Here is a 13,717-nt window from a genome sequence, read left to right as displayed (position 1 = left end):
TTTGCCATGCATTTTTTATTCCCTTTTTAACTTTCTTAATGGTTCAATGTCTCCTTGTACAATTGCATCTATATTTTCAGTTATGATTTTTATGTCAAGATGCCACCATTGAATTTGCAATAATTCTTCTATTATTGTATTTGTAAATCGTTCTTTTATTTTATTGGCAGGGTTCCCTCCAACAATTGTATATGGTGCGACGTCTCTAGTCACAACAGATTTAGCTGCAATGATTGCACCATCCCCTATTTTTATTCCGGGCATAATCGTTGTATCCATACCAATCCAAACGTCATTTCCTATAACTGTATCCCCCTTGTAAGGTAAATCAGACAAATTAGGTGTATACTTCTCCCACCCATTCCCAAATATATTAAATGGATATACCGAAAATCCATCCATCCGATGATTCGCTCCGTTCATAATAAAGGTAACTCCATTTGCAATACAACAAAACTTTCCAATGATAAGACGATCTCCAAAAAATTCATAATGATGTAATACTCGATCTTCAAATGTTTCTCCATCTTTCGCATCATAATATGAATAGTCTCCAACGAGTATATTAGCTTTCGTTATTGTATTTTTTATAAAATGGACATTTTGATTTCCTTCAATAGGATATTTAACATTTGGATTAGGACTCATGTTGTACAGCACTTCCTTTACCATTTATTTCACTCTCTACCGCTATTACTGGCTTTAAATTGTATATAGGTAAAATAAATAATAATCCAATTATAAAAAGTAAAGCGGTCCCTTCATACATCATACTTAATGAAAACATCTCCTTTAATGAGCCAGCAATACTCATCGTTACTACCATTGAACCGGTAAATAACGGACTTAAAATGCCATTTACACGACCAATAAAATCAGTATCGCTATTTTGGATAATGAGTGTATTAATACCTATTTGGATACAAGGAAGAGCTAACCCACTAAAAAGTTGTGCTGTAAGTGTCACCCATAAATTCGTCGAATAACCTATAATACCAATGCCAATCGCCTGACCGAGCATCCCTATAATTAACATCTTTTGCGGAGCTACGTTTTTCGCAAATACCATCGCTAAAGCTCCGCCAACAATCATACCCGCGCCATTTACTGTTAGTAACCATTGTAAACTCTCTTTTGATAAACCTAACTGCTCAGTTACGATAAATATACCTAATGGCTGAATCAATCCTATACCTAGTCCTGCCGCCATAAAACAAAGCCCTAGTAAAGTTAATGCTTTTTTCTTTTTCACATATTTAATACCATCAAGCATCTCCTGTAGTAGCGTGATTTCTTTCTTATCATTATCATTCTCAAGATCTTTCGGAAGAAATAACAACACAGCAGCTGCCAGTAAAAAAGCGATACCTGTTATGATAATTGAAATATAAATTCCAAAACTATGAAAAATAAATGTTCCAAGAATCGGCCCTAATACCATAAAAATCGCAAATATTGTTTGATATATAGACATGGCTAGTTGGATCTGTTCCGCCGATAAATGCTGTTTAAACAATTTCATGCCAGATGGCTGAGAAAACTGTGAAAGGATTGCAGAAATAAGCGTGACAAAAAACACAATTTTCCACGTACCAAACATAAGTGTAATTAATACAGCAAATACTGAAATAGAACTTAACGTTTCACACCATATCATTGTCTTCTTCGGCTTCCACCTATCAGCAAACGTTCCGCCAATAAAAGAAAAGATGAAAATTGGAGCAAACTCCGCAACTGAAATCATCGAAATAGCAAAAGCATCACCTTTTGTCATTTCCATTACATATAATAATACCGCAAAGTTTCGAACCCATATCCCTACTTGTAAAAATAATGCTGATGCTAAAATACCTTGCACAAACCGATTTTTCAACACTTGTGATACCCCAGTATTTTGTTTCGTTTCTACATTTGTCGACATAAAAAAGCCCCCTATTTCATGTTCTGAACAGGAGGCAGCACAAATCATATAAAAAGACTATATATTCGCAGAGCGAAATACATCCCTTTTCTATAAATGTACAGACTAATCCTATTCAGAAGAATATTTCGTTTTTTAACGAAGATCTCTTACAAATAGAATTAGTTGATCATTGGGATGTGTTCACCCTTCCGTTTCGAATTTAAATAACACATACATACTCTATGTAAAGCATTTTCGATGTATGCATGTCTTAAAATAAATATTCTAGAATGTTAATGGTAATTCCTCTAAAGAACGCATTAAATAATTACCTTGCCATTTAATATCTTCACGATTTCCTTTTATTTGCAAATCAGGCATTCGATTAAACAAAGTCGTAATAGCAATCTTTGCTTCCAACCTAGCAAGTGGAGCGCCTAAGCAGAAATGGCTCCCATGGCCAAATGCAATATGACGATTATTCTCCCGAGTAATATCAAATACTTCTGGGTTTTCAAATACTGTTTCATCGCGGTTTGCCGAAGCTAATGCAATGACAACCATATCCCCTTTTTCGATTGTTTGGTCATGGATTTGAAAAGATTCATCTGCCCATCTTGAAGTTGTAACCTCAACTGGAGAATAATATCGTAACCCTTCCTCAATAGCTGCATCAATTAATTTTGGATTATCCTTTAATAACTGTAATTGATTCGGATTTTCAAGAAGCGCTAATACCGTATTTGTAATTAAATTTACAGTTGTTTCGTGTCCCGCCACAATTAGTAACATTATCATTGAATATAGTTCCCGAGCGCTAAGTTTATGCCCTTCACTCTCTGCAAGTATTAAAGCACTCACCAAGTCCTCTTTTGGTTCTTGTCTTTTAACATCAACTAAATATTGGAGATATGTAATAAACTCTGATAGTTGCTTTTCAGTTTCTTTTATTTCTTCTGGAGTTTCTGGATAAGCAATGACAGCATGAGACCAAATTCTAAATTTCGCTTGATCCTCTTTTGGAATGCCAAGCATTTCACTTATTACAATAATCGGTAAAGGGAACGAATAATCATCAACAAGATTTAATGAACCTTTGTGCTCGACTTCATTTAACAAATCATCTGCAATATCCTGTATTCTTCCTTCCAATTGCGTGATCATCTTCGGTGTAAAAGCTTTTTGGACGAGTGATCGTAAGCGATTATGGTTAGGTGGATCTGAATTTAGCATGTGCGTCGTTAAATAATCACTATTGTCAACAGTAAGAAAGACATTCAATGCATCTTGAGAAAATACATTGGCCGGATCTTTTTTTAAGCGATTATCTTTTAATAGTGGCAAAGCATCTTCATATCTTGTAATAAGCCACTCTGCACCTAATTCAGTTTTATTCACAAATAAGATAGGTTGCATTTTTCGAGATTCTTTATAAATTTCATATGCATCTTCTTTAAACTGAGCTGAAGCTAAATTAATGCCATCCTCTATTCTTAGTCCAACTTTGTTTTTCATTGACATCGTATTCCCTCACTCCCATATGTTTTTGAAAACCAACCAACATATGCATTATACTCTAATAAAAACGTGAAAATTGTAAATTTTTAATCAAAATCTTACTTCATATATTGAAAAATAAAAAAGTGAGGGAGTAAAATCTTTCTACTCTCTCACTTTTCTTTATGCGAAGCACATGAAATTACTAATTTGTTGATAGCGGTAGCTTACTTTACGACGACGACCACCTTGCCAAGTGTAACCTGATACTCCGTTTCTTCTCACTTCAGTCGGAAAGAACCATAAGTCTCTTCCGAAAGGTCCTGGACGATGTAAACGTAAAAAGCCCCATCTTCCTAGACAGTTACACATCCATGATTTCATATTGCCTGGTTGTGCTGGAGAAGCAAATGTAGATGGTAACGATGGAGCTTGAGATGGTGGTGGTGACGTTGGAGCATCCTCCGCATCATCTGGTCTATAATCTTCTTGTTCCATATCCCTCACTTCATTTACAGGTTCATACCCGTAGTTTTGTGGATTATAATACATCCCTTGATCATATGGATAATTTTGCTGGTTATACATATTAATAAATCACCTACTTTTCATTCAGTACCTTTAACATTCATATGTGATAAGCGCTCTATAGGAAGCTTATGTATAGCCCAAATTCATATAAAAGTGTTACAAAATAAAAATAGAAGAGATCTATAATAAATCTCTCCTATTTGCATTAAGCAAAACACATAAAATTACTAATTTGTTTATATTGGTACGTTACTTTAAAACGATAGCCATCTTGCCAAGTATATCCCGATACATCATACCGCCGAACTTCTGTTGGAAAAAACCATAAATCTCTTCCAAAAGTACCGGGTATATATAATCTTAAATAACCCCATCTCCCTAGACAATTACACATCCATGATCTCATTTGGCCTGTTTGTATAGGATTAGCAAATGTAGAAGGTAAATTTGGAGGCTTAGATGGCGGTAGTAACTTTGGAGCATCATATGCTTGACATGAACAAAACTGATTGTTCAATGAACTATTCCTCCTAATTATTAGTAAACTCTATATAGTATATGAAATTTCTTTTTATATGAAACTTCTATAAAGGAAAAACTCCCTATTATCCAAACAAAAATCCCCTTCTAATTCTTTAATAGAAGAGGATTTTTTGTTTAAATTCTATTTCAACTTCACACTATAAAAACGCATTTCATCTAACGAACCTTCAAATTCAAATACTTCTTTTTTTATTAGTTCCTTTAAGCGATATTCTAAAAACGTATCGCCAACTAGCTGCTCTACAAGACCAAGTGCTTCACCAATTACTCTAGGAGCTTTTAGGAACTCTCGATCAGCACCTATACTTTTCGCGCATTCAATAATAAATTGATCAAAATAATTTTTTTGTACAGAACGAACTTCATTGTCTGTCCAAACTCTTAAAAATTCCGTACTTTTCGATAGACAATCCCACTCATGTTCAAACTGCATACGTTCCTCTACAGTTAAATACGGCAATTCTACAAAACTTTTTTGAATTAGAGCTAAACTTTCAGGTGCTAACTCTCCAGTTCCACGAATAGCATACTCTTTTTTTAATATTTCTTTACTTGCTTCAGATGTATTCATAACGCGAATGTTTTTATTATCTTTTAATTGTGCCATTACAAAACATAGACCTACATGTTCATGAGCATTATTAGCTTTCCAAATTGTAATAGGCGTATCAATAGGGATAGTATGTAGTTCTTCCATAGTTTCTAAAAATCTTGATAAATACTCTTCTTCAAAATAATTTTCATAAGCAGTTAAGTTGTTTACTAACCATTTCTGTCTTGCTAGTTGTCCCTCATTCATATGTAACTTGTTTATCGGCCCAATTGAAAAGAATTCAGAAAAAGCAACAACCATCTCTTCTAATCGATCTTCTTGACCAAGCATATACTTTAAACATCCAGCTGTTGAATCATCAAAAGCAATATGTACGTGTGAGCTTTCTTTTACATTTTTATAAGATGTATTACTCGTTAGTTGATTAGGAATATCCATCAAATTTTTAATCGTATCTTCACTATAATTTTCTTCTAATAAACTTAACTGAATTAGAATACTTTGAAGTAAATGTTTTGCTTCATCTTCATACATATCCTCTACAACATTTTTGATTTTATCTATCATATAAATCCCTCTATTCATTTCAAAAATAACGTAGATTATAGTGTATCACTTTACTATCATTCTTTAAAAGTTTTTTTAAATTCAAAGCATTAATTAATCAATTTGCTGCAGCTATCTACTTTTCCGTCAAAATCTCTCCCTACAATTCTGAATTACTAAATATCCTTTTGTAAATCCGTTTATTTAAATGTTATAATTATATAGAAAATAAAAAATACAGGAGCTATATGTATGGAGAAAATATTTACTACTTATAAACATTATTTAAAAAATTGGAGATTTATATTTATTTGTATATTACCTACTATCGCCTTATTATATGTTTTCGATGTCATATTTGAACTACTATTTCATCAAGATTTCTATTTATCTAACTTAATTTTTGCTATTATATTATTTTTAATATTTATTAACATCAAAGATATGTTTAAAATTGAAAGGTAAAGAGCGGGATAAAAAAAGAGCACCCTACAATGGGATGCTCTCATGTGATAGAGGTTTTTCTAAGTATTAAGTAGGACACGAAGGTCTTGTCCCACTATCTAATATATGCTTGTACTTATTTTTTGTGCATGTACGAAGTATCACTATAAATTCTCCTCATAAATTCATTGTACAATTAACATATTTATAAATAAAAAAACATCCTCGTGGATGTTTTTTATTTACTAATTTTTATGCTTCCATAAACTTGGCCGGTACACCAATTTTTTCAACTACAGAAGATATATTAGTAGGATTAATCATTACATTTTCAATACTAACTAATTTATTTTCTAATAGTCCATTCTCTGTTGTAATAAGTTCTTCAAACCGTTCTAAAGTCATCGAGAATTTATGTTCACTCCCGCCATTCATACTGACTTTTACATACTTCATCGTGCACCCGCCTTTCATAATAATCTATAATTCGATATGAAGGCGCTAACATCCTTTTTATTCACTCCTAGATTTCTCACTTTTACAATTGCCAATTTACGTTTATATTCATTGTGAAAAAAACAAGCGGAATTTAAATGTTCACGTAATAATTACTAATAAAAATGATAAAGATAAAAATCCACAAAGTGGTATATATAAAACAGTATCCAATCTAGCAAAACGCGTATCTTTTTTTCGCTTAAAGATACCAAAATAATGAAACTCACCAATTACTCTTAGGAAAAAAACAATCATACAAATCCATGATCCCAATTGAACAAATATATTAGGAACTGCGAAATGAACAAGATTTGTTTGTTGTAATAAAATTATTGCGGCCGTACTTAATAATAAAGCAATAAACAATGTCATTCCTACACTTGGTATAAACGCCTTTTCTCCAGCTTTTGTTGGAATGACACTATTTGTCGCCCACTTACCTCCGAAAGCCCAGTAAACATGTAAAAAGCTAACTAAAAATAATATACAGACAGAAATATATGTAATAATAAGCATTTTGTCCTCCTATTATTTTATTTAAGTCCTCAACTTTAGAGTATGCTACAAGTTCCACATTAGCAATCTATATTTAATTACATAAAAAACCCTTTAATGCTAAATCATTAAAGGGTTTACTAAAATTTTTTATACATTATACCTATTTCTACGACGTTCCATCCTCGTTTGTCCTTGAGCAGTACCTTGTTGTATTTGCTCTGCCATTTCATATGTTGCAGCTGAAGCTGGTTCTTCGTAATTATGCTCACGTATTTTTTCTGGCGTTTTTCGTTTTGATACTTTTCCACCAAACTTAAATAATTTCATCTTTAATTTTGGTAATTTGGGAAGTGGAATCTTAAATGATAGCTTTTTACGTTTCTTTTTTTGTTGAAATAGATTTATATTTTCTTTATTATCTTCCTCTTTACGGTGTAATAACATGGCGATTAACCCACCTAATATAAGCCCGCCAACTAAAAGCATAAGGTATTTGAAATTACTTATCATTAAACTCGACATACGTTCAAGTATGACTAACGACTGTACTTCTTTTATATCCCATAATAAAGCGGCCCATAATGCGAATAAACCGAAAGTAAGTCCATATGTACGAAAACGGAATAAACATGGAATTAAAGCGACACAAGCGGCAATCTTCGCGTTCGCTATAATTGAACTTGTTGAAATATCTTGATGCCAAATTACTAACAGTAATGTTATAAATGGCGCATAAGCTACCCAGCTACATATACGTGAATATATTTTTTTCGCAAAATAGCTACCAAAACTAGTGAAAAATAAAAGGCCTCCAATATATAAAGATTGTTCTAGTGGGATTTGCTTCATAATTCCTGCAACTGGAAAGAGGCCGCTCAATAACATTAATAGCACATCTAACTTCTTCACAATTCCTCATTCCTTTCAAATTTCTTTTGAATCAATTCATATTACTTTTCCAAATAAAATGTTTTTATTTCTAAAAAACATCTTAATCCTGTATGCAAATAAAGTAAATACGTAAAAGAGAAGTTACATGACAAATGATATCCTTATTTACATGAAAAAATGACAAATCCTGACCGATATAAGGAGCAGGATTTGTCTATTATTTACAGTAGTATAATTGACTCTTTCTTTTCTATCTTTATTATATCTACATCCAGTTCATCATCAAACTCTTTAAACTCTCTTGCATCTATATCAGTCATATAACTTTTTATTACTTTCGCCATATGCATGGAATATGGCATGTGTATATTCTTTTCCAAAAGCATACTTGAATTACAGCACATGTAATGTACCATTTTGGCAATATAGTTCCTTTCAACAGCTTTTACACCTAGCGGTAATATTTCAAGTATATATCGATGTAATGTTTCACTACCATTAGACGAATGCTCACCAATGCTATAATACATTCCTTTTTGATCTATATATAAACCCGTACTATCCAGTACGTCATCACATCCTATCACACCGTATTTTGGTACATCAAAAGATGTATTTATTCTTACAGCATTTAAGTTTGGAACCTTTAGCACATCTGGAACAATGTCAGGGAAATTATCTATATCAATTTTTTTATTTTGTAACTCTTTTATCCAATGTTTTCTTACATTCGCATCTATAATGAAGTATACTTGCTCATTTTGCTCTTTTGCATGTTGTAAAATTCCTGTTAATGTTTCAAAAACAAATTGTTTAAATTGAATTCCCATATCATTTCTTTTTGAAGGTTGTGGTAAAAAGGTATTATGTTTATTTACATGTAATAATAAACGATCAATCGTTTGCCATTCTGTATTCCCATATAATTTATATGAAATTTCTTTTCCTTTTATTTGTGAAAAAATAGGTAAGAAATCAAATTTCGAGATTCGTTCAATTGATAAATTAACATATGTACAAGTTAAATTTATCTTGTTCCAACTATGTTTCATAAACCCTCTTTGTTCTAATAAGTTAAAAATACAATGTATAATAGTTTTACGAGATACACTTTGACCTATAAATAAATTAATAAATGCCGAAATACGGTTTGTACGCGCAAACCCTTCTCTAACAATTTGCTTTGGATCAATTTTTTCACGCCCATCACAATTTTCCATTGCGATTAACGCTAATGTCGCATCATTACGCTCACCTGCAGTAGCGTAAACCGCTTTCATAACATCCTCTACTAAATTCGCTTTATATTTCTGGCAATATTGCATTTTATATGGGTTTTGCAATACTTTTTCAATATTACATCTTACTATCTTTAACAATACTGGTGACTCTGCATTTAATACGTATGATGACTCACCGATTTGAGCTAACACAATTTCACTTTCAAATAACGCTTGTTCTACTTCCATCGATATTTTTTCAGACCATATTTCTAACGTTATAGTCTCTAATCCTTTTGGGGCAATTAAAGGGAATAATTCATTTTCATTATTTATTGCTAATTTCTTACATTCTGGTAGTAATGTGAAATAAGTGAATTTTTGCTGAAACCCTTTAAATAAATACTCTCTTTCCTTTACTTTTATACCGGGTTTTATTTTCGTACCTTGAACTTTATATATTCTCTCATTGTATGGAAGTAACACCCTAAGATTTTCTCCTAATATATATTCTTTCGGATATTGAAGAATATGCTCTAATTCAACTTCTCCCCCTATATGAAAATCATCTTTTAAATTTCTAAATATCTTTATCCACTTTATACCGTTTGTAGCTTGTTGCACTTTTAGTTTTACAAACCGAACTTTTTTATTATTCGATGCAAATTCTGGAGTAGAAATTAAAATCATGCCTCGTTTTCGCCTCAAAAGCAAAGGAATATCTGGATGGTTATATTCTTGATAAAATCTCCGAATTCCTATTGAAACACTTAATAATGGAATATTCTCGCCTCCGCGCGTTATGCATTCGAACCGATATACATAGGCAAAATAATCTTGTGTTTTTTCGTCTTTAATAGGCTCTGACATAGCTTCGCAAATATTTTGTGATCTAAGAGGAGAAAAATATATATCTTCTTCGTGTATGTTTTTTAACTGTAAAGACCGCTCACAAAAAATATGTGAAATTAAAGCGGGCACCCACTTAGAATATACTTCATTATCATGTAATACTGTTAAATTAGAAATTAAATCGTAATGCCATTCATATTTTGGTGAATCTATTAATTTATTAGGTTTCCAATCATGAATAATCTCATACCAACTTTGAAAAATATAATCAAGTTGTTCTTTTCTAATAGGTTCTTTACATATAATCCATGGTGTATTTTCATTTAATACATATGGATTATGCTGAATAAATAATATATCAGAAAACATATCATATAATCTTTCATTCAATCGTTTCAACTTACTCGTTAATAAAAATGTCTTATAATGTATCTCTACAATATCGAGCCATTCAATAGGAAAATATATAAATGATACACTTTCGTTTAAAAGAGGTTCTACTATATTTTCAAATGTTAACAACTTTAATTTTTCCATAAAATGATTACTTCCTTTCTTCATTTTTCTTGATCTCAAAAAAACTAAAGTATCATCACATAATGTAATTATTTAAAAGAAAAGCAAATACCGCTTATCCGACTCACATATTTATGGCATGACTCTGATAAAAGTTAAATGAAATTATCATACATAGCCCTCCTTATACATCACAAATATATTACATTAAGATTATACAATATTAGTTGCGTATTGTATTTGTGATTTACAATAATTTTACAAAAGATTATAAAAGAGGTATTTCGATACATATGTATCGAAATACCTCTTTTCTTTACACTATTACATTCTTTTACTTCTATATTTACTGACCACTGTTCTAACGTATAAGCCATTTCCCAAAATGAATATTTATCTTGACTACTAATAATAAAATGCTGTTTCATTCACTTACGGTCAGAATCTGTCACCTTTTCAGCGATAGTATCTAAACGTGTAATTTGCTCTTCAACTAATGTACGGAACCAATCAGATCCATATGCAGAAATCCATACTTAATAAATTAGCTCTTCTGGCTGACGCTCTTTTAAACGTTTATTAATTGAGTAGAAATCAATATCATGCCCCGTTTTTGACTCAATAGTAATAAAATATCTGGATGGTTAAACTCTTGATCTTAAGACTATTTTTATAAGCATTGCTTATAAGTGTAATTTAACTGATTAAAGCTATTTTCAAATAAGACACGATTATTTATGTCTATTCTGTATAGGTGTTAGCACTTTTTTATATTTCTTCTATTACACAAACCTTCACAAAAACATCCTGCATGTTTGAAACATACAGGATGTTTTTTAGTCTTTGTTTTTCATAATGTAAGAAACCAGACGAAGGATCTCCAAGTATAACCATACTAATGTCATAATAAGCCTTACTACCGCTTCTCCTACGATTGTCATTTGAATCCCTCTTTTCGAATGAGTTGTAATCCCTTAGATGTCATAACTGGCTGATACTCATTAATTACATCTCCCAACTCTAGCACTTCATCCTCATCTTCATATAAATCATCCATTATATCGCTTGATAAACGTTAATATCCTTTGTATTCATAATTATTAAAAACTTCATATCTTTCCCTGTGGTCTACAATTGCGTTTGTTTCTTTTTTACCCCTAGCACCTCTATACATATTTCTCAAATCTTTTGATGGATACAGGTAAGGCGTTTCATTCAAATGTGAATATTGCCAACGCATACGCGCCCTCTCCCCTCTTGATGTACTTGATTCCACTTGGTATTCCTCGTGGTCTTGATATAGGTATATGACCTAGAAAGAAGGATTTTGCCTGTCCATTCTCAAAATATTTATATGGACTAGCAAAAATTTAAAATGGATGTGGAAATTATGCGAAGCCAATTAAAACAAATCCTTGATGAAAAAGGCATTAAATATGGATATATTGCAAAGAAAGCTAATATAAGTAATTCTGCAATGACGAACTTATTAAAAGGTGGACTTCCAACCTTACCTGTTGCATATCGTATTGCTCATGCACTGGAAATGAAATTAGAAGAAATTTGGATTGAAGAAGATATAAAATAAAAAAAGACGGTATTCACCGTCTTTTTCACTGTTTCACTTCATTTTCATCCATTCTTTCTAACAATTTTAATAAAAGTGCCAAAATAATTGTTGCAACAATAGCAATAACTAAGATACCTTTCGACGTTAATTCAACTGATGATAAACCACTTTTGGTCATCCAAAAATACCCTACGTATATTGCTAAAAATGAAGTAACCATTGATATTGTAAACCCTAAAAAGCCTAACTCATCTAACTTCTTTTCAGACAAGCCAACCAAACTTAAAATCTTCGTAAAAAGAGCCGCTATTATAAACATTTCAATAGATAAAATGAATAATGACATTGTTCCTGAATATTGAATTTCATTCGGCATCCATTTCCCTAGCCCCAACATTAATAAAGCCGGAAGAAAGATTGGTAGGAATAATCCTAAAATTATTACTGGGACTGCTTTAACACCGCTTGTCTTGTTGTCGTTCTGATTGCTCATAAATCCTCCAATATAATTATTAATAATAAATACTCAATGGATTTTAGCATAAAACAAAATTAGTGACTACAAGAATTTTAATTAATCTCATTTAGGACATACTCATACTGAGGTGAATTGTATGATTTGGGCTATCCTTTCATTAGTCATTGTTTTTGGATTAGGAATAATCCTTAAAGCACCACAAGTCTCAGAAGAGGAAATTCGTATGAACCAATTGAGAGAGCAGGCTAATCATGAATATCTTGAGAAAATGGATCCACGAAAATTTGAATACTTAATCGCTGACTTATTTAATTCTCTTGGATATCGAGCACAAGTTACACCTGGCTCTAATGATGGCGGAAAAGACATTATCCTTTGGAAAGACGATGAAGTGAAATTTGTTGAAGTGAAAAGATATACAAAGGAATCTATTGGAAGACCGTACATTCAAAAGTTACATAGTGCTATTATTGATGGTGATGCAGTTGGAGGATACTTTGTTACACTTAGTAAATTTAATAAGAACGCAAGGCAATACGCTGCGAATAAAAATATTGAGTTAATAGATGGTGATGCTCTTATTAACATGATGAAACCGTAATTATTAAGCAAGCCGATTCTATAAAAGGATTAGCTTGAATATGTACTACTGAATTTAGAATAAATAAAGAAATGTAAGTATTAATACACTACGACATATGTTGTTTAACAATGTAGTTTTAAGGTGTATCAAGCAAAGTGTTGATACACCTATTTTTTATATTTTTATCCCACTTTTATTACTACATTCATAAAAGTGAAAAATATGTTACTTTGAAATAATTGTAAAATGACAATCACGTTATTTAATTTTAAAATCTAAAACACGTATAACCCCGTTCTGACTTTAAGAAGGGGTTAAAATAAAGTCTTTTAATTTTTGATGTGAAATCCTTTACTATACTTAAAAATACAACAATAAAGTTGTTTAAATCTAAGTGTTATTGTACAAACGTGCTCTATTCTAAAATAGTCCTTTACTATTACCTCGTGAAACCCTTTTCAATTTTCTTGTTCTTTTCGTCTCCAGAGTAGTAGCAGAATTTCGAACAATTGTGGTAAGCATCACATAACTCGAGACAGCAGTTACTGCATATCTGCATAAATAATCGCTATCCTCCACAGTGCAACTTACCAA

The 13,717-nt window shown here is 31.7% G+C and carries 13 protein-coding genes and 4 pseudogenes; 3 read left to right on the top strand and 14 right to left on the bottom strand.

Going from position 1 to position 13,717, the window contains the following annotated elements; translation table 11 throughout:
- Positions 1-15 precede the first annotated feature (15 nt).
- The 6 genes and pseudogenes from FS742_RS05285 to FS742_RS05255 all read right to left on the bottom strand — a co-directional run bounded on the left by FS742_RS05285 (position 16) and on the right by FS742_RS05255 (position 5,594).
- Positions 16-648 (bottom strand): Vat family streptogramin A O-acetyltransferase, encoded by a 633-nt coding sequence (locus FS742_RS05285; RefSeq protein WP_144611479.1) that lies wholly within the window; start codon positions 646-648, stop codon positions 16-18.
- Entirely contained in the window at positions 638-1,921 is a 1,284-nt protein-coding gene (locus FS742_RS05280; RefSeq protein ID WP_144611478.1) for an MFS transporter, read from the bottom strand. Before FS742_RS05280 ends, FS742_RS05285 begins: the two co-directional genes overlap by 11 nt.
- A gap of 267 nt (positions 1,922-2,188) precedes the next feature.
- Complete coding sequence (cypA, locus tag FS742_RS05270; RefSeq protein ID WP_087956248.1) at positions 2,189-3,424, bottom strand: cytochrome P450; 1,236 nt, start codon at positions 3,422-3,424, stop codon at positions 2,189-2,191.
- A 159-nt stretch (positions 3,425-3,583) separates the two neighbouring features.
- Positions 3,584-3,988, bottom strand: coding sequence for a hypothetical protein (locus tag FS742_RS05265; RefSeq protein WP_000282697.1), 405 nt, complete (start codon positions 3,986-3,988; stop codon positions 3,584-3,586).
- Between the two features lie 148 nt (positions 3,989-4,136).
- Positions 4,137-4,421 (bottom strand): annotated as a pseudogene (locus FS742_RS05260) (hypothetical protein); the annotation flags it as partial.
- 174 nt (positions 4,422-4,595) lie between these two features.
- A complete protein-coding gene (locus tag FS742_RS05255; RefSeq protein ID WP_144611476.1) occupies positions 4,596-5,594 on the bottom strand; it encodes a DUF1835 domain-containing protein in 999 nt (332 codons plus the stop codon).
- Positions 5,595-5,825: 231 nt separating this feature from the next.
- On the opposite strand from FS742_RS05255, the gene FS742_RS05250 reads away from it, so the two are divergent.
- Positions 5,826-6,038, top strand: a complete 213-nt coding sequence (locus tag FS742_RS05250; protein ID WP_144611475.1) for a hypothetical protein — start codon at positions 5,826-5,828, stop codon at positions 6,036-6,038.
- A gap of 231 nt (positions 6,039-6,269) precedes the next feature.
- Here the strand turns inward: FS742_RS05250 and FS742_RS05245 are convergent, their stop codons facing one another.
- The 7 genes and pseudogenes from FS742_RS05245 to FS742_RS05215 all read right to left on the bottom strand — a co-directional run bounded on the left by FS742_RS05245 (position 6,270) and on the right by FS742_RS05215 (position 11,732).
- Positions 6,270-6,473 (bottom strand): hypothetical protein, encoded by a 204-nt coding sequence (locus FS742_RS05245; RefSeq protein WP_000878375.1) that lies wholly within the window; start codon positions 6,471-6,473, stop codon positions 6,270-6,272.
- 141 nt (positions 6,474-6,614) lie between these two features.
- Positions 6,615-7,031 (bottom strand): DUF3995 domain-containing protein, encoded by a 417-nt coding sequence (locus FS742_RS05240; protein ID WP_144611474.1) that lies wholly within the window; start codon positions 7,029-7,031, stop codon positions 6,615-6,617.
- A gap of 129 nt (positions 7,032-7,160) precedes the next feature.
- Entirely contained in the window at positions 7,161-7,922 is a 762-nt protein-coding gene (locus FS742_RS05235; protein ID WP_144611473.1) for a DUF3959 family protein, read from the bottom strand.
- A 203-nt stretch (positions 7,923-8,125) separates the two neighbouring features.
- Positions 8,126-10,513, bottom strand: a complete 2,388-nt coding sequence (locus FS742_RS05230; protein ID WP_144611472.1) for an RNaseH domain-containing protein — start codon at positions 10,511-10,513, stop codon at positions 8,126-8,128.
- A 308-nt stretch (positions 10,514-10,821) separates the two neighbouring features.
- Positions 10,822-11,085: pseudogene (locus FS742_RS27905) on the bottom strand (thiaminase II/PqqC family protein); the annotation flags it as partial.
- A 243-nt stretch (positions 11,086-11,328) separates the two neighbouring features.
- Positions 11,329-11,415: pseudogene (locus FS742_RS28345) on the bottom strand (Bax inhibitor-1/YccA family protein); the annotation flags it as partial.
- Between the two features lie 14 nt (positions 11,416-11,429).
- Positions 11,430-11,732 (bottom strand): annotated as a pseudogene (locus FS742_RS05215) (hypothetical protein).
- 150 nt (positions 11,733-11,882) lie between these two features.
- Between FS742_RS05215 and FS742_RS05210 the strand changes: the two are divergent.
- Positions 11,883-12,080 (top strand): helix-turn-helix transcriptional regulator, encoded by a 198-nt coding sequence (locus tag FS742_RS05210; RefSeq protein WP_144611471.1) that lies wholly within the window; start codon positions 11,883-11,885, stop codon positions 12,078-12,080.
- Between the two features lie 25 nt (positions 12,081-12,105).
- Here FS742_RS05210 and FS742_RS05205 read toward each other — a convergent pair whose 3' ends face one another.
- Positions 12,106-12,555: an epimerase gene (locus FS742_RS05205; protein WP_144611470.1), complete on the bottom strand. Its 450-nt coding sequence runs from the start codon at positions 12,553-12,555 to the stop codon at positions 12,106-12,108.
- A gap of 121 nt (positions 12,556-12,676) precedes the next feature.
- Here FS742_RS05205 and FS742_RS05200 point away from each other — a divergent pair, with 121 nt between their 5' ends.
- Positions 12,677-13,141 carry a restriction endonuclease gene (locus tag FS742_RS05200; protein ID WP_098520633.1) on the top strand — a complete coding sequence of 155 codons (465 nt, stop codon included), beginning with the start codon at positions 12,677-12,679 and terminating at the stop codon, positions 13,139-13,141.
- Positions 13,142-13,717: the final 576 nt, after the last annotated feature.

Origin of the sequence: Bacillus cereus, from assembly GCF_007678085.1 — a bacterium.
Taxonomy (GTDB): domain Bacteria; phylum Bacillota; class Bacilli; order Bacillales; family Bacillaceae_G; genus Bacillus_A; species Bacillus_A cereus_BE.
Note: the sequence above shows the minus strand (reverse complement) of the source record. Positions and strands in the feature narration are given on the sequence as shown.